The sequence below is a fragment of the Thermodesulfobacteriota bacterium genome, from assembly GCA_035325995.1.
Lineage (GTDB): Bacteria > Desulfobacterota_D > UBA1144 > Nemesobacterales > UBA2774 > JADLGH01.
The window spans coordinates 69,334-86,483 of sequence record DAOKYU010000008.1 but is presented as its reverse complement, the minus strand read 5'-3'; the positions used below and the strand labels follow the sequence as shown (position 1 = coordinate 86,483).

The window sequence follows — 17,150 nt, the reverse complement described above, 5'->3', positions numbered from 1 at the left end:
GATCACTGCGGAAGAGAAACCCGGAAGCCTGCCGCCGGGGCTGCGCCGATTATGAAAGCGGGGCCTTGAAAAGATCCCGGACGGCATTCGAGCTGTTTCGCCTATTTCGCCGGGCGGCGCCTCCTCCACGTGCGCCAGCCGAAATAGACGGCTCCGAGGACGGCGAGCACCATGAGCGGCCCGGTGAAGATCATGAAGAGCGTCTTGTCCCTGGTCGCCTTCGCGTCCCGGAGGCTCCACGCCTCGTCGCGTATCCTCGCCAGGTGGCCGAGCACATCGGCGTAGCCGTACCACCACGCATAATCGGGGCTCATGTGGAAAGCCCCCTTGTAGGATTTAAGGTTCGAGAAGAAGAACATGTCGAAGTATTCGCGCTCGATCGAGGCGACGTTGAAATAAAGGCCCGCGGGCCAGTGCTGGGCGAACCCGCCCGGTATGTCGATCGCCGTGAACCGCGGGCCGGGCAGGAGACCAGCGGCCATCTGGCCGTGGCTCGGCTTGATGAGCCCGTCGTCGTAGAGACCCTGCAGTATGCCCCTCGCCTCGACGACGAGGGCGTCACCCGCGAGCTTGTGCGCGTCGGCCGATTCGAGATAGTACCGCGCCTTGTCCTCGGAATGGCATGACATACAGACCTTTATCATTTCGTTCCGTTTCGTCTGATTTTCGGGCTCGAGCGTTATGTCGACGAGCTCGCCGTCGGAGGCCTGCGTGCCCATGCCCCAGATAATCTTCCGAGTCATGTTGTGGCTCGTGTGCCTCTTGCCGTCCCCGTCCACGTAGAGCATGTGACAGTAGGAGCACGTGGGCGTGTCGTACCCGGCCTCGGCGAGAGGCACCGTCCAGTCCCACGAGTCACCGCGGGCGGTGTATATAGAGCCGTGCTTCGAGCTCATGTACGCCTCGTAGTTCGGATGGTCGGGGCCCATGTGGCATGTGTAGCACGCCTCGGGCTTCCGCGCCTCTTCGAGGTTAAAGGAGTGGCGAGTATGGCAGGCGATGCATCCGTTACGGTAATCGAGGCTGCTCGTGTCAATGTATTTCATCTGCTTCTCGCTCCAGTATTCGGCGTTCGTCGCTCCGGCCTGGGCGTGGCACGGGTCGCAGCCCATCTGCATGACCTTCCTCGGCATCTGCTTGTAGTTGGGCACTCCTATGTTGCGCTCCCAGTTTATTCCGAGGCCGCCGGGGCCGGGGCCGTAAGAATGCCCCGCGTCGAGGACGTGCTCCTTGTAGATCTGTGCGTGGCACGCCGCGCACGTGGTTTCGGGGACCCTCCCTCTCGACGCCATTATGACGTCGTGGTCGGTCCCGTGGCAGTTGGCGCACGTCAGCTGCTTGAGGGGGAAATCGACGAGTGGATTCTGAGCGCCCTCGAGCCCCATAGCGCCCGACTCGAACTGGCTCACGAGCTCGGGGTGGAGCGTCTTGTGGCAAGGGGCGCACGATTCGGGGTCGAGCACGCCCTGAGGGATGTCCTTTTGCAGCCTCTCCGGCGGCGGGGGGACTTTTTTAAGGTACGCGTAAATCTCGCGCACGTCTTCGTCGCTGACCGCCTGTGGGGGGAAGGGGGGCATTATGTCCCTCGGCTTTCGAACCTGGCTCAGGAATGTATCGAGCGTGAGCGTCGTGTGCGCAAGCGACGGCCCCACGCCGCCGCGGCCGCTTACGCCGTGGCAGCCCAGGCACCCCCTGGATATGAAAAGCGTATTACCGTCCGTCGCGTCATCGTCGGCTCCCGAGGGGACAGTGAGCAAAATTAAGAGCAGGAGAAGAGAGAGGAGCGAGCCGACCATACCCGACGAGGCCCATTTCCTTAGCATTGTTTCCATCTTAACAAAATTTGCGGCGGATTTGAAGGTAGAAATTTTCCTTTTTCCAGAGGGGCAGGATGTATACACCGCCGTTTGGACGGGGACGCCGTTTAAAGCTCGCCGCGGGCGGGGCAGAACCGGCGCCCGACGAGGGGTGAGCGCCGTCTCAATTTGGATCGAGCGGGGCGATTAATTTCTGTCAATATTCAGAGAGAGAAAGCTTCTGTGATCCACGGTGAGAATTGACAACGTGAGCAGTAAGCAGGTATTGCTCAGGGGGATGTAATACCGCAGTGGAACAGGTATGCCCGGAGACGGAATTGAACCGCCGACACGAGGATTTTCAGTCCTCTGCTCTACCGACTGAGCTATCCGGGCATAGATGTTTACTGGAATCGGGCCCTGGATTAAAACCATCAAAGTTCATCCAAAAAGCGGATTCTATTTTACCCAACGATAAATTTCCAGGCAAGGGGAAGAAAAACTCCTTTGTGTGAAGCAAAAAGGGGAGAACAGCATGAAGCCCGTTGCCGTTCTCCCCCCGCCCACACAAAGGAGATATTGAGAGATGAGAACTTTAAATCCCGTCTCCGGTCTTTTTCAGATTATTACAGCTCTATCCAGTAGAGGAGCTGTCCCATAATACCGTACTGATCCTTCTTCAGGCCGTCGTCCTTGGTGATGAAGTAACGCTCGTCGGAGTGGTCCCACCTGAACTCGGCCCTGGCCTCGAAATTGTCGAGGTACTTGTTGTTGGCGATGAGCCCCTTGAAGGGTTTCAAAGCAATAGTCGGCGTGAACTCGAAGAGTTTCTGTGCGAGCCCCGTTCTGTAGCCGTCTTTGTCGTCGAAATATTCACCCCTGAGCGCCAGTGTGACGGCCGGGTGCGGATCGACGATGACGTAACCCGCGATACCCCACCAGGTTACTCCCTCTTCGTTCCCGAACTCGTCGAACACGACGTCCTGCTGCCAGCCGAAGTCGGCGTCGGCGACGAGAGTGAGCTTGTCGAACAAGGTGACGCTGGCGACTGCGGTTATGAGCTCGCGCCATCCCTCTCCGCCGAACCCGAGGCCGCTCGGCTCCTTGCCGAAAATGCCCGTGACGCCTACCCATGCGCTCGTGATCGTGTCGCCGGAGTAGTCGAAAGCTATCTGGCTTTCTATCGTCGGGGAGTCGTTCAGCTCCTGGACCTGGTCCCAGCCGTTGTTAAGACCGGCGGTGAGCGTGATCATTCCCGCCGTATAGCCGAACCTTATACCGGTGTGGGTGAACGGGAGCGCGTAGCCGAAGAGGATGCCACGCGAGATGTTCGGGTTCTTGTAGCCCTCGATCACCTCGTAGCCCGCGAGTGTTACGAAACGTCCGGCGTAGATGTTGAGGCCGGTGCCTATCGGCGCAAGCACGTTCAGGTAGGCCTGGTACGGGTCTACGACGTCGCTGTCGAAGCCGTCGCCGCCGAGCTCGGCCGCCTGCTCGCCGAAGAGAATGTCGGCCCTGAAGCCGAGAAGGTCCATAAGGCCGCCGTCCATCGTCGGTGTCTTGGACACCGATATGGTGAAGGCGTTCAGGGAGAACTGCTGGTTGTCGGGGTAAAGGGCCCTTAACTGGAGGCTGTCCGTTACTCCGCGGTTAAATACGTACTGATAGGTCGTATCTACGGCAAATCCGAGGTCGATCGAATCGAAGAAGGTCATGATACCGTCGTACTTGAGGTCCTTGGCCTCCTGCGCGGTCATGAACTTCTCGAACTCCGCATCCTTGGCAGCGTTATCGGACTCGAGCTGCTGTATCCTCCTCATGAGCTCTTCGTTCTGCTTGCTGTTCTCCTGTATCATCTGCTTGAGCTGCTGGATTTCCATCTCGCTGCTGCTCTGTGCAAATGATTTGTCCAGACAAAGGTACGATATGGCTGTTAAGATCAGAAACATAATCGTGAACCTTTTCATATCTCACATGCCCTCCTTTAAGTTAATTTAGTCACCTTTGGTATCGCGGAGCCTGAAACGAAAAGGCCCGAGATAAGCCCGTCCCGGCAGTTCATGCAACCATCGTCCACCTTCTAATCAACCTCCGTCGGCAACGGTTAATCAGCCAGCCCTCCACTAACCAGCCAGCCCTCCACGGGACGGATTGTCCGGAACATCCGCGCCATCCAATCATCTTCGATTGAATCCCTTTAACCGCGTGTTTACCGACCGGGATGTCGAATCCGCATTGCGATTAATTTTTGCAAGCGCTATGCCATTTAAACAGCGAAAAATCGGGAAAGGACATATGCCGGTTATCCGACTGGAATGACTTGAATAATTCTGGAGAGTAAATTTCCCGACCGGAAAATCAGGTGTAACTGCAGCCTAGTTATTGAGCACGCAGGTTTGATTTATGGGCACTTCGTCCTTCCCGACGGGGAGTCGGACAAACGGGGCCTCGGGCCGGAGGAGGCACGAACGGCGACGACGGGCGAAGCCGATTGCCAGCAGTGATGGAACGATCGACGGAGAGGCGGGTAAAGCGCACGGATGGGAAAGACCGGAGCGGCGCCCCTGTACGACGGTAAACACGAGAACGCTCAAGGGAAAGCGTCAGTCGAGGGCCTTGCCCTTCGTTTCGGGAAGGGTGAGGACGACCAGGGCCGCGGCCACGGCGAAAACGGACACGGCCGTGAGGCCGGTCGCAAAGCCGTAGGCCCCGACGAGGTAGCCTATAAGCGGGGGGGCTACTGCGGATACGCCCCTCCCGACGTTGTAGCAAAAGCCCTGGGCCGTGCCGCGGGCGCGCGTGGGGAATATCTCGGAGAATATGGCGCCGAAGCCGGAGTAAAAGCCCGTGCCGAAAAAGCCGATCAGCGGGCCGAGCACGATAACGGCCTCTATGCTCCGGGCGTGGCCGAAGAACCAGACGAGGACCGCCATTACGAGAAGGTAGCCGACAAAAACCGGCCTTCTTCCGAACTTGTCGCTGAAAAATCCGAAAGTGTTACAGCCTATGAACGCGCCGATATTGATCGGGATAATCCACAGAAAGCCCTTCGTATCGAGGCCTATGCCCTTGTCGCTGGCCAGGAACTGGGGGAGCCAGAAATAAAGGCCCCAGTATGCAATCATGCAGAGGCTCGTTAGTAGACACGCCGTAATCGTGTAGCGTATGAGGTCGGGCGCGAATATCTGCCCGAGCGTAAACCCGTGCCCCTGCTCTGTGTGCCTGCCTTCGTCCCTGTGGACCTTGTTCTCCTTCCAGACATCGGGCTCGTCGAGATGCCGTCGTATGTAAAAGACGAGGAAAGCGGGCGCGACGCCTATGAAGAAGAGGATCCTCCAGCCGAGGTCGAGACCGTCGAGGGTGACGTTCAGAACGGGGACCGTGTACGAAACCCCTTCCTTGAATGTCGGGATTATGAGCGTTGCGAGTATAGCGGCCAGGATGTAGCCCAGGCCCCAGCCGCTCTGAACCATGCCGATGACCTTGCCCCTGTGCTCCCTGGGCCACTTTTCGGCGACGAGGACTTCCCCCGAGGCCCATTCGCCGCCCATGCCGAGGCCGAGTATGGCGCGGCATACGAGGAGGAACGCGACGTTCGGGGAGAAGGCGCTTATGCCTGTGAAGATTGAATACAGTATTATCGTGTACGTGAGGGCCCTTACCCTGCCGACGTAGTCGGATATTATGCCGAAGAGAGCGCCGCCGAAAGCGGACGCGAAGAGGGTTACGGAGAAAAGGGCGCCGACCTCGGCTTCCGACAGGTTGAATACTTTGCCGACGGACGCTACGGCGAAGGCGAAGAGGAGTAGATCCATCGCGTCGAGCGTCCAGCCCATGAACGCGGCGATAAAAGCGCGCCACTGGTCTTTGTCGATATCCTTACGCCACGCAAATAACCCGCCGCCCCCGGGGGCGGCTCCGGACCGGCCGTCGCTCATATCGTTTCTCCAATCATCCAGTGCCTGACAAGTGTTTTTCCATCGTACTAAATTTCCGAAAAAGTGTCAATCCCTTACGGCCCCGGGGCCGGGCCGTTATATATATAGAATATAGTTTATAAAGTACATCATAACCGCCGGTTTCTCACCCCTGTTCTTTTCTTGACTTGCCGGCGGGTCAACGTTAAATTTGAGGCACATGCGGAATAAGCTCATATACATAGAAACGTACGGCTGCCAGATGAACGAGTACGACTCGGACAGGATACGGAATGCCGTCGGCGGGAGGCCCGTGGATACCCCCGAAGAGGCGGACATCGTTATCGTGAATACGTGCGCCATAAGGGACAAGGCCGACCAGAAGGCCTTCAGCGGGCTCGGGAAGTACAAGCATTTGAAGGCGAGCAAGCCGGACATGATTTTAGGGGTCGCGGGCTGCGTGGCGCAGCTTTACGGGGACAGGCTCCTCCAGAAGATACCGCACCTCGATTTCGTCCTCGGGCCGAGGGCGATACCGAGGCTCCCGGAGCTTATATCGCGTATAGAGCAGGCGAAGGAGAGGCCCGTCGAGACCTCGTACGACGTGGAAGAGCTGTTCGAGGTCGAGCCCTATCACAGGGAAGGGAAGGTGACAGCCTTCGTGTCCGTGCAGCAGGGGTGCAACAAGAAGTGCTCGTATTGCATAGTGCCGCACGTCCGGGGGGACGAAGTGAACAGGCCGCTCGCCGAGATATTGCGGGAGGCCGGGAATCTCGCCGCGAAGGGCGTCAGGGAAATCACGTTCGTCGGCCAGACAGTGAATTCGTGGAAGGAGAACGGGTACAAGTTCGGCGACCTCCTAAGGGCCGCCGCCGACATAGACGGCCTCGAGAGGATAAGGTTCACCACGTCCTACCCGAGGGACATCACGAAGAGAATGATAGACGCGATGAGGGACGTGGACAAGGTCTGCAGGCACATACATCTCCCGGTGCAGTCGGGCTCGAACAGGGTGCTCGCCCTTATGAAGAGGACCTACACGAGGGAGTGGTTTTCGGATACCGTGAAGCGGCTAAAGGACGCCGTTCCGGACCTGGCGATATCGACGGACATCATCGTCGGATACCCGGGGGAGACCGACCGCGACTTCGAGGACACTATGGACCTCATGAGGGAGGTGGAGTTCGAGAGCTCGTTCTCGTTCAAGTTCTCTCCCCGCCCGGGGACACCGGCCGCCGGGCTTCCGAAAGAAGAGGCGATACCCGACGAAACGGCGGGCGCGAGGCTCATGGAGCTCCAGGCCTTTCAGAAGGAAATCACGCTCAGAAAGAACGTGGAGAGGGTTGGAAAGACGGAGGAGGTTCTCGTCGAGGGGCTGAGCAAACACGACCCTGAATCCGTCAGCGGAAGGACAAGTCACAACAGGATCGCCAACTTCAAAGGCCCTGCCTCTCTCGTCGGAAGCGTTGTCCGTGTGAGGATAAGCGAGGGTCTTTCCAATTCCATTCGGGGGGAACTATCGGTATAATTTATAAAGGAGGTGTCGAATGTTTCTTCTGATGAAAGTGTCCGGAATAGCACTGGACCCGTTTACGAACACCCCGATAGTTATACTGAAAGACACCGGGAACGAAAAAACACTTCCGATATGGATAGGCTTCATGGAGGCGAGCTCCATAGCGATGGAGCTCGAAAAGACTCCGCGCGTGCGCCCGATCACCCACGACCTGATAAAGAATCTTCTGGAAAAATTAAAATTCGTCGTGACCAAGATCGAGGTGACGGACCTTAGGGACGACACGTTTTACGCCAGGATTTACTTAAAGAGGGACAACGAAGAGTACTCGCTCGATTCACGGCCGAGCGACGCAATAGCGGTAGCCTTAAGAACCGACTCGCCTATTTTCGTTAACGAGGAGGTCCTCGAAAAATCGAAGAAAATCGAGATAGACGAGGACAAGGAAAAGCTTAACGAGCTTTTAGAGAAGATCCCCGAAGGAGACTTCGGGAAGTACAAGATGTGATCCGGATTTTCCCCGCCGTCTTCCCTGCCCCAAGACTTTAAAGCTCTCCGGCTTCGTCGACCATGGAATCGACCTCGCCTTCGTTGTCGTCGTCGAGCTCGTGCTTCGCGAGCCTGTACCGGAGGGACCGGAGCGTGATCCCGAGGAGCCTCGCGGCTTCGGTTTTGTTGCCGTTCGTCGTACGGAGCGCCTTTTCGATCATCTTCCTTTCGACGTCGCCGAGAAGGGTGTCGAGGCTGGAGTTGGACGAAAAGCTGGTATCGAGGTCGAGGTAGTCCTTGCCCGTAACGAGCTGAGGGAGGGTTTCCTGCCTGATGACGTTGGACGATTCGAGCGCGACGCAGCGGGCTATGATGTTTTCGAGCTCACGCACGTTGCCCGGGTAGTGGTAGTTTTCGAGGACTTCGAGCGCCTTGGGCGATATGCCCCGTATGTCCTTCCCCATTTCGAGGGAGTACTTGTTTATGAAGTGTATGGCGAGCGGGGAGACGTCTATCCGCCTTTCCCTGAGCCCCGGGAGGATTATTTTTATAACGTTGAGCCTGTAGAACAGGTCTTCCCTGAACCTGCCGGCCGTGACCTCTTCCTCGAGCTTTTTGTTGGTTGCGGCTATAACCCTGACGTCGACCGTTACGGCGTCGGTGCCGCCCAGCGGCCTTACCTTCTTGTCTTCGAGAACGCGGAGGAGCTTTACCTGGAGGTGAAGCGGGAGGTCGCCTATCTCGTCGAGGAATATCGTCCCCGTATGGGCCTCTTCGAATAACCCTTTTTTGTCCTTCATCGCGCCGGTGAAGGCCCCTTTTTTGTACCCGAAGAGCTCGCTCTCCATGAGCGCCTCGGGAATGGCCCCGCAGTTTACGGGGACGAAGGGCCTGTCGCGGCGGGAGCCGCTGTAGTGGACCGCGCGGGCGACGAGCTCCTTGCCCGTGCCGCTTTCGCCGGTGATGAGAACGCTGACGTTGAGCTCCGCCACCCTTTTTATGAGCTCGAAGACCTTTACTATGGCGGGGCTCCTGCCGATTATGTTGCCGAAGCCGTACTGGGTTTCGAGCTCTTTACGTAGCCGCGTGTTCTCGCGCTCGAGCTTCTTCTTGTCGAGGGCCTTTTTTATTACGAGCTTTATCTCGTCGATCTTGAACGGCTTCGTGATGTAGTCGTAGGCGCCGAGCTTCATGGCCTCGATCGCGGTTTCGTGCGAAGCGTAGGCGGTGACCATGATGACCGTCGTGTCGGGGCTCTTTTCGCTGACCTTCTTTAAGACCTCGATGCCGTTCAGTATGGGCATCTGGATGTCCACTATGGCCAGATCGAAAAGGCTCTGCTCTATTTTGTCTATCGCCTCCGGACCGTCGGCCGCCGTATCGACGTTGTAGCCGTCCTTTTGCAGCATGATTTCGAGGAATTCGCGCATTCCCGGCTCGTCGTCTACGACCAGGATACGGCTTTCATTCTCCGACATCTAGAACCTCCGGTTCGGGTCAATGGATAACATCTGAAGGCGCCTCTTCAAATCGGGGCAAAGTTATAACGAAAGTAGCCCCTTTTCCCTGGGAGCTTACTACGTTTATCTTTCCATTATAACCTTCTATAACCTTTTGTACAATTGCAAGACCGAGCCCCGTGCCGACTTCTTTCGTCGTGAAAAAGGGATCGAATATCCTGGATATGAGGCGCTCGTCTATGCCCTTCCCCTCGTCGGTGATTTCTATCACGACGCTCCCGTCCTCGACGCTCGATTTGATTGTTATCGAGCCGCCAACGGGCATGGCGTCGACGGAGTTCGTAAGCAGGTTCCAGAGCGCCTGTTTAAGCTTGTAGGAGTCGGCCTGGACGTAGATGCCGGTCTGTACCTCGTTTATTATTTCGATGTTGCTTCGCCTTATGGTCTTGATGAAGGACTCGGCCGTATCGGCGACTATGAGGCCGAGGTCGACGGAGGCCGTCAGCTTTTGTATGGGCATGGTCAATATAAGGAAGTCCTCGACGAGGAGGTTGAGCCTTTCGACCTCCTGCGTGGCCATCCTGGAAAGGCGGAGATTCTCTTCCGTCGGTTTTACCTCGGCGCTAAGGATTTCGACGGCGCCGCTGATGGCCGAGAGGGGGTTTCGGAGCTCGTGCGCGAGGCCCGCGGCGAGCTGGCCTAGTAGGGCCATTTTCTCGGACGTCCTGAGCCTGTCTTCGAGCTCTTTTACCTCGGTGAGGTCCTGGAAGATTATGATGTATCCCTGTGTCGTGCCCTCGGGGTCCTTGAGGTCCGAGGACGAGAAGCCGAGCGTGAGCTTTCCGCCGCCCGGGGTCGTGTAGAGCATCTGCTCCCTTTTCCTCGCGATGAGGTCCTCGAAGTGAAGGCCCGACATGTAATCGCCGAGGTGTTTTCCGTAGATTTCGCCCTCGCTGCCTATGCCGAGGATTTCGAGCCCTGTTTTGTTGACCGATATGATCTTCCCCTGGAGGTCGAGCGTGATGACGCCGCTCGTCAGGCTCTGGAGGATGTATTCGTGGAGGTTCCGGAGCATCTCGAGGCTGCGCTCGCTTTCGCCGAGCTCCTTTCCGGCTGTGCTGAACCGCTCGGACAGGTAACCGGCGAGTATGGCTATCAGGAGAAAGCCGGTGAGGTGGAAATATGTCGAGACGAGCCCTACCTCGCCCCACATGGAGATGGAATCCCGGAGCGTATGCCCGGCCCCGGGGGGCATCTCGAGCCGCATCCTGGTGAAGACTATGAGGATGTATATGACCCCGGACGCGAGAGCCGTGACGTAGCTGGCCGTCTTGTTAAGGATTATGCTCGAATAGATTATTATGAGGACGTAAAGGAATATGAATGGGCTCGTCCTGCCCCCTGTCATGTAAACCACGACGGACGCGAGGGCCATGTCGAATACTATCTGCGTTATCTTGAAGACCGCCTGGTACCGGGAAACGAGGGGCAGGAGGAGGAGATACACGAGGCTCAGGAAATATACCGCGGCCACCACGACGGCGAGGTAAAACGCCTCCTGCCTCGCCCCCTTGCCGTAGTAGATCGCGGCCCCCGAGCCGAGCAGTATCGTGGTCACTATGACCCTCAAGACTACCGCGCTTTTAAGCCCGGCTTCCGGGCCCTGAAGAACTCTCATCTTTTACCCCGACACCTGCAATCCGGGCCGCCGAAAAAGCGGCACGCGGTTACTGTTGACTACATGCATCAGACATGAACCGTCCCGCACGGAAATCGGCGCGCTCATCCCGCCATCGCCGATATGAGTTTGAACATAGGCAGGTACATGGAAACGACTATGACGCCGACCGTGGCGCCGAGGAAAGTTATCATGAGGGGCTCGAGCGCCGAAAGCAGGGACGCGACGGCGATATCAACCTCCTCCTCGTAGAAATCGGCGATTTTGTTAAGCATGTCTTCGAGGGCACCCGTCTGCTCGCCGACCGAAATCATCTGGACCACCATCGGCGGGAAGAGCTTGGGCCTCGCCATGAGCGGCTCGGCGAGGGTCTGGCCCTCGCTGACGGCCTTCCTGGCGTCCATTATGGCCTCTTCGGTGATGATATTTCCCGAGGCCCGGGCGGTTATCTCGAGGCCGTCGAGTATCGCGATACCGCCGGCCGTGAGCGTGGCGAGCGTGCGGCAGAACCGGGATACTATCGTTTTCAGCATGAGCGGCCCGACGAGCCAGAGCTTTAAGAGAAACGCGTCGAATATCCTCCTCGCCCTGTAGGACCTGCTGTACAGGAATCCCGTGAAGAAGAATACGGCCGCGACCGCGATCAGTATGTAGAGTATGTTGTGCCGTATGAAGAAGCTGAGGTCCACGACCGCCTGGGTCAGGGCGGGGAGGGACGTCCCCATGTCCTTGAACATTTCGGCGAAGACCGGGACCACGAATATTATGACGATTGCGAGGACGAGTATGGCGACGCTGATGACGATGGAGGGGTAGATCATCGCCCCTTTTATCTTCCGTTTTATGGAATCCATCTTTTCGAGATACGTGGCGAGCCTCTGGAGAATGACGTCGAGAACGCCGCCCGTCTCGCCCGCCCTTATGAGCTGCGTGTAGAGGTTGCTGAAGACCTTCGGATGCTTGCCGAGGGCCTCGGCGAACGTGGAGCCGCCCTCGACGTCTTCCTTTACCCTCGTCACTATTTCCTTGAATTTTTTATTGGGGTTCTGTGAGGCTATGATGTCGAGCCCGCGGACGAGAGGAAGACCTGCGTCTATCATCGTCGAGAGCTGGCGCGTGAAGACGACGAGGTCCCTCGTCGAGACGCCGCCCAGCGCGAGCGCGAAATCGAAGAGCTTTCCCTTTTCCTTTATGCGGTTCGGGATGGGCTGTATCTGCATCTGGCGGAGACGCGCCAGTACAGCGGACTTGCTGGGGGCCTCCATCTCGCCCTTCTTTAGGACGCCCGCAGCCCTTCCCTGCCAGACGAATACGGGCATCAGCGCACCCTCCCCCGGCGTTTCGGGAAATCGGGGGATAAACTCGTGACGAAGGAATGGAGCATCTTATCCCTCACCTCGCAGCCCTTTCCTTTCCCCCATCGCCGGAGGAGCGCTCGGAGATCATGCGTTTTATCTCGTCCGGCTCCTGTGACTTGGAAACGGCGTCTTCGAGGGTTATGAGCCTCCTCATGTAGAGGTCGGTGAGGGACTGGTTCAAGGTCTGCATCTTCCATTTTTCCTGGCCTATCTGCTGCTGGGAGTAGATCTGGTGGACCTTGTCCTCGCGGATGAGGTTACGTATGGCCGGGTTGGGGACGAGCACTTCGACCGCAAGCACCCTGCCGCCGCCTATCTTCGGAATGAGGGTCTGGCAGAGTATGCCTTCGAGGACGAAGGAGAGCTGCGCCCTTACCTGGGACTGCTCGTGGGGCGGGAAGACGTCGATGACGCGGTTAATCGTCTGGACAGCCGTGTTCGTGTGAAGCGTCGCCAGCGTGAGGTGCCCCGTCTCGGAGAGCGTGAGCGCTATCTTTATCGTTTCGAGGTCGCGGAGCTCGCCGATGAGAACGACGTCCGGGTCTTCGCGGAGGACGCTCTTCAGCGCGTTCGCGAAGCTCTTGGTGTCGCTCCCGACTTCTCGCTGGTTCACTATGCAGTTCTTGTGGTCGAATACGTATTCTATAGGGTCTTCTATGGTTACTATGTGCTCGTGGCGCTCTTTATTTACCTGGTCGACGACGCTCGCGAGGGTGGTCGTCTTGCCCGAGCCGGTGGGCCCGGTTACGAGTATGAGGCCACGCGGCTTTCGTGCGAGCTCGGCGAGAACGGGCGGGAGGCCCAGGTCCTGGTAGCTCTTGAGGACGAACGGGAGGAGCCTGAACGCCCCGGCTACCGCGCCCTTTTGCGTGAATACGTTGCCGCGGAAACGCCCGAGGCTCTCGAGGCCGAAGGAGAAGTCGAGCTCCCAGTTCTCCTCGAACCTGTGCTTCTGCATGTCCGTCAGCACGCTGTAGCAGATGTCCTTGGTTTCCTGCGGGGTGAGCGGAGGGTGCTTTACGGGCACGAGCTTGCCGTCGATCCTCAACATCGGCGGGACGCCCGCCGTGATGTGAAGGTCGGACGCTCCGTTCTCTACAACGAGTTTTAAGAGTTTATCTATTGCGAGTCCCATTTATATATTCTCCGATCAGTCATCGGCGGCCGTGTTCCTCACTACTTCTTCTATGGTGGTTATGCCCTGCTTGAGCTTTACGAGTGCGCTTTGCCTTAAGGTCATCATCCCCTGCCTTATGGCCTCGCGTTTTATTTCGAGAGCCGAGGCGCCGCTCAGTATGAATTCCTTGAGCTCCTCGTTTATCTCCATCACTTCGAACACCGCGAGGCGGCCCTTGTAGCCCGTGCCGGAGCACGTCTTGCACCCCTCGCCCACGCCCTTGTAGACGACGAAATCGGAAACGTCCTTGGGCGAAACGCCGAGGTCGATGAGCAGCTGCGGAGGGACGTCAACCTGCTGCTTGCAGGAGGAGCACGCGACCCTGACGAGCCTCTGCGCAACGATGGAGTTAAGCGACGCCGTTACGAGGAAGGGCTCGACGCCCATGTTGAGGAGCCTCGTTATCGTGGACGGCGCGTCGTTCGTGTGGAGGGTCGAGAGGACGAGGTGCCCGGTGAGCGCCGATTTTATCGCTATCTCGGCCGTTTCGTAGTCCCTTATTTCGCCGACGAGTATGACGTCGGGGTCCTGCCTTAGAAACGACCTCAGGCAGGAGGCGAAAGTGAGACCTATCTCTTCGTGCACCTGGACCTGGTTTATGCCGGGAAGGCTGTACTCGACCGGGTCTTCGGCCGTGGAGATGTTGACGTCCGTACGGTTAAGGTCCATTAGAGAGGAGTAGAGGGTGGTCGTTTTACCGCTCCCCGTGGGACCGGTTATGAGGACCATGCCGTAGGGCTGGTATATGGATTTCTTGAATACGTCGAGCTGCTGGTCGTAGAAACCGAGCTTGGTGAGGTCGAGCTTCAGGGATTCCTTGTCGAGAATCCTCATTACGACCTTTTCGCCGAAGAGCGTCGGGACGACGGATACCCTGTATTCCATCGTCCTCCCCTGGCCGAGCTTCACTTTTATTCGCCCGTCCTGGGGAAGCCTCCTTTCGGCGATGTCGAGGTTGGACATGACCTTTATCCTGGACGTGACCGCGTTCTTGAGCTTTAGCGGCGGGCGCATGATGTCGTAGAGGACGCCGTCTATCCTGTACCTTACGCGGAGCTCCTTTTCGTAGGGCTCGATGTGTATGTCGCTCGCGCCCTTCCTTATGGAATCCATGAGAAGGTGGTTTACGAGCTTTATGACCGGGGCTTCCTCGGAAGCCTTTTCGAGGTCGTTTATGTCTATGTTTTCCTCGCCGCTTATCTCGATGAGGAAATCGTCGAGGTCGCCGAGGAGCCTGTCTACCGCCGCCGTGCTCTCGCGGGCCTTTTGGGCGTCCTCCCATTCCTGCTGGGAGCCGTAGAACCTTTCTATGGCGTTACGTATCGACCTTTCGGACGTGACCACGACTTCGATGTTGTTCCCGGTGGCGAATTTGAGGTCGTCGACGGCGAATATGTTGGACGGGTCGGACATCGCGACGACGAGCGTCGAGCCCGATTTGCTTATGGGAATGAGCTTGTGCTTTATCGCCGTTTCCCTGGTTACGGACTTCAGTATGTCGTGGGATATGTCGAACTGGTCGAGGTTGATTGCGGGAACGCCATACTGCTTGCTGAGGTAGGCGACGAGCTGGTGCTCGTCTATGTAGCCGAGATTGAGGAGGGTTTCGCCCAGCCTCTTGCCCGTTTCCCTCTGTTCCTGTATGGCGGTCTTGAGCTGATCGAGGTTGATGACGTCTTCCTTGATCAGTATGTCGCCCATCTGTGCGCTTACTCGTTGTTCCTTCATCGGAATCCTGTAATTCTCTTGCACTCGTTTACGTGTCTTTCGCCGGCGCTTTTGCGCGGCCGGAGCCGTACGGATTAATCAGCGGGATGGTGAGAACGCCCTGACGGGGATTAACGGCGGATGCGGCCCGGCGGTTTCGGCACGCCACGGAAGCCTTTTGTCGATTTTGTGAGCACCTGCCTCTACAGCCCCGGCTTCCCATCCATGGTTTTATAAGTCATTCTTCCAATTCACCATCCCATGACATTGTATACTGTTATTACGTTTTAATGTCAATCCGTGCTGAAAGCGCAATATATTATGATATTTTAGCAAATTATATGCCAAAGCTCGCCGCCCCGTCTTAAAGAATACAAGTTTCTATAATAACAATACCTTACCATGGCTTTCCCCCGCCGTACGGCTCCGGCAGGTGTTTCATATGACAAATATTGTGGGAAACGGTCCTCAAATTGTCACAAATGCTGCGTTTCAACCGAGCACAAGGCGCTTTTGGGAGGGGGATGGACAAATTTTAAACAGGGCCTTTTAATGCCGGCGGCGATAGAGAATAGCCCGTGATGAGGCCGATCCGGGTCAGGTAGAATAAACGCCATGTCCGAAGCGAAGATCGTTATAGCCGGCGGCGGGCTCGCCGGGGTGGAGGCCGCGAACCAGGCCGCGAAGGCCGGGATCGGCGTCAGGCTCTACGAGATGAGACCGGGGACGATGTCGCCCGCGCACAGCACCGGGGACCTCGGGGAGCTGGTGTGCAGCAATTCCCTCAAGTCGGATTCAATGGAGAACGCGAGCGGCATACTGAAGGAGGAGATGAGGAGGCTCGGCTCTCTCGTCATAGAGGCGGCCGACAGGACGCGCGTCCCGGCGGGGAAGGCGCTTGCCGTGGACAGGGTCAGGTTTGCCGAATATATAACGGAGAGGATAGAAGCGGAGCCGCTCATAGAGCTCGTGAGGGAGGAATTCACCGAGATACCCGGGCATCTCACGCGGCCGCATATTATTGCCACGGGACCGCTAACGTCGGAGGCCCTTTCGGAAAGAATAAGGGGGATGTCGGAAGGGCCGGACCTTTATTTTTACGACGCGATATCGCCCATCGTGGACGCGGAGTCGATAGACTACACGAAGGTCTTCAGGGCGTCCCGCTACGAGGACGGGGAGACCGAAGAGGGGGATTATCTAAACTGCCCCCTGGACAGCGAGGAGTATTACAGGCTCGTCCGGGAGCTTGCGAACGCGGAGAAGATAGAGACCAGGGACTTCGAGAAGGGGATATATTTCGAGAGCTGCCTTCCCGTCGAGGTTATTGTCGAGAGGGGAATCGATACGCTGAGATTCGGGCCCGCAAAGCCCGTCGGCCTTAAGGACCCCCGGACGGGGAAGACGCCCTTTGCCGTGATTCAGCTCCGGGCCGAGAACCCGGAGGGGACGATGTTCAACATCGTCGGGTTTCAGACGAAGCTCAGGTATCCCGAGCAGAGGCGCATATTCAGGATGATCCCCGGGCTCGAGAACGCAGAGTTCATGAGATACGGGAGCGTTCACAGGAACACATATATTAATTCGCCCGCGCTTCTCCGGCCGACGCTCCAGACGAAGACGGACCCCATGCTGTTTTTCGCGGGGCAGATCGTCGGCGTCGAGGGGTATGCGGAATCGGCAGCCATGGGAATAATAGCGGGGATAAACGCCGCGAGGCTCGCTTCGGGGAGAGAGCCGACCGTGCCGCCGAGGGAGACGGCGATAGGGTCGCTCCTCGGTTACATAACAGATGCGGGCATTAAGAAATTCCAGCCCATGAACATCAATTTCGGACTCTTCCCGGCCCTTCCGGGGAAGGTGCGGAAGGCGGAGAGGAAGGGGGCCGTGGCCGAGAGGGCGCTCTTTGCGATAGGCGGCTTCGCCCATGCCCAGGAGAGCGAATTAAGTCAGTCGCGAGCGAGGTTTACGAGCGTAAGCCAAAGCTGAAAAAACGCGGCTGCGGGGGCTTTCAAGACTTCAGGGAATTCATAAACTTTACTTGACATTTAT

At 57.5% G+C, this 17,150-nt stretch carries 11 protein-coding genes and 1 tRNA gene; 3 read left to right on the top strand and 9 right to left on the bottom strand.

Features of this window, described 5'->3' with window-relative positions:
• Positions 1-101: 101 nt before the first annotated feature.
• The 4 genes from PKC29_11410 to PKC29_11395 all read right to left on the bottom strand — a co-directional run bounded on the left by PKC29_11410 (position 102) and on the right by PKC29_11395 (position 5,734).
• Positions 102-1,823 (bottom strand): multiheme c-type cytochrome, encoded by a 1,722-nt coding sequence (locus PKC29_11410; GenBank protein HML96025.1) that lies wholly within the window; start codon positions 1,821-1,823, stop codon positions 102-104.
• A 296-nt stretch (positions 1,824-2,119) separates the two neighbouring features.
• Positions 2,120-2,192: transfer RNA gene (locus PKC29_11405), tRNA-Phe, on the bottom strand.
• Positions 2,193-2,422: 230 nt separating this feature from the next.
• Positions 2,423-3,763 (bottom strand): outer membrane beta-barrel protein, encoded by a 1,341-nt coding sequence (locus tag PKC29_11400; protein ID HML96024.1) that lies wholly within the window; start codon positions 3,761-3,763, stop codon positions 2,423-2,425.
• Positions 3,764-4,399: 636 nt separating this feature from the next.
• Positions 4,400-5,734, bottom strand: coding sequence for an MFS transporter (locus PKC29_11395; GenBank protein ID HML96023.1), 1,335 nt, complete (start codon positions 5,732-5,734; stop codon positions 4,400-4,402).
• A gap of 199 nt (positions 5,735-5,933) precedes the next feature.
• Between PKC29_11395 and miaB the strand changes: the two genes are divergently transcribed.
• Both miaB and PKC29_11385 read left to right on the top strand, forming a co-directional pair.
• Positions 5,934-7,241 (top strand): tRNA (N6-isopentenyl adenosine(37)-C2)-methylthiotransferase MiaB, encoded by a 1,308-nt coding sequence (gene miaB, locus PKC29_11390; protein HML96022.1) that lies wholly within the window; start codon positions 5,934-5,936, stop codon positions 7,239-7,241.
• Positions 7,242-7,260: 19 nt separating this feature from the next.
• The gene (locus PKC29_11385) at positions 7,261-7,737 is read left to right on the top strand and encodes a bifunctional nuclease family protein (GenBank protein ID HML96021.1); all 477 of its coding nucleotides are present in this window, start codon (positions 7,261-7,263) and stop codon (positions 7,735-7,737) included.
• A 37-nt stretch (positions 7,738-7,774) separates the two neighbouring features.
• Here the strand turns inward: PKC29_11385 and PKC29_11380 are convergent, their stop codons facing one another.
• The 5 genes from PKC29_11380 to pilB all read right to left on the bottom strand — a co-directional run bounded on the left by PKC29_11380 (position 7,775) and on the right by pilB (position 15,119).
• Complete coding sequence (locus PKC29_11380) at positions 7,775-9,196, bottom strand: sigma-54 dependent transcriptional regulator (protein ID HML96020.1); 1,422 nt, start codon at positions 9,194-9,196, stop codon at positions 7,775-7,777.
• A 19-nt stretch (positions 9,197-9,215) separates the two neighbouring features.
• Entirely contained in the window at positions 9,216-10,856 is a 1,641-nt protein-coding gene (locus PKC29_11375; protein ID HML96019.1) for an ATP-binding protein, read from the bottom strand.
• A gap of 104 nt (positions 10,857-10,960) precedes the next feature.
• Positions 10,961-12,175, bottom strand: coding sequence for a type II secretion system F family protein (locus PKC29_11370; protein ID HML96018.1), 1,215 nt, complete (start codon positions 12,173-12,175; stop codon positions 10,961-10,963).
• A gap of 73 nt (positions 12,176-12,248) precedes the next feature.
• Complete coding sequence (locus PKC29_11365) at positions 12,249-13,349, bottom strand: type IV pilus twitching motility protein PilT (protein HML96017.1); 1,101 nt, start codon at positions 13,347-13,349, stop codon at positions 12,249-12,251.
• Between the two features lie 15 nt (positions 13,350-13,364).
• Positions 13,365-15,119 (bottom strand): type IV-A pilus assembly ATPase PilB, encoded by a 1,755-nt coding sequence (gene pilB, locus PKC29_11360; protein HML96016.1) that lies wholly within the window; start codon positions 15,117-15,119, stop codon positions 13,365-13,367.
• Positions 15,120-15,704: 585 nt separating this feature from the next.
• On the opposite strand from pilB, the gene trmFO reads away from it, so the two are divergent.
• A complete protein-coding gene (gene trmFO / locus PKC29_11355; GenBank protein ID HML96015.1) occupies positions 15,705-17,087 on the top strand; it encodes a methylenetetrahydrofolate--tRNA-(uracil(54)-C(5))-methyltransferase (FADH(2)-oxidizing) TrmFO in 1,383 nt (460 codons plus the stop codon).
• Positions 17,088-17,150 lie beyond the last annotated feature (63 nt).